At 35.9% G+C, this 270-nt stretch carries 1 protein-coding gene; it reads right to left on the reverse strand.

What is annotated here, in order from left to right; genetic code table 11:
• A partial coding sequence (locus ACVCXO_RS00310; RefSeq protein ID WP_452227606.1) for a hypothetical protein occupies positions 1-270 on the reverse strand: 270 nt, incomplete at both ends.

Consider the following 270-nt stretch of genomic DNA (forward strand, 5'->3'; position numbering starts at 1 on the left):
AGTAAGTGTAGCAGTAACCGAAGAAGTATTTAAACAATCATCAGTAGCCGTATATGTTACTTGAATAGTTCCACCAGCACCACAAGTTGTAGCTAGGTTAGTGAAAGCATAATCAGAAGTAATAGTTACATTAATATCATCTGCACAAGCTTGAAGTTCTACGATATTATCTGCATTCCAAGTATCTGCTAAAGTTTGGTTATTATCACCATCACATTCTATCGTTTCATCTACTACATTACAAGCAGTAAGATCTGGACCAGTAGCATC

The organism is Lacinutrix sp. MEBiC02404, from assembly GCF_053601575.1.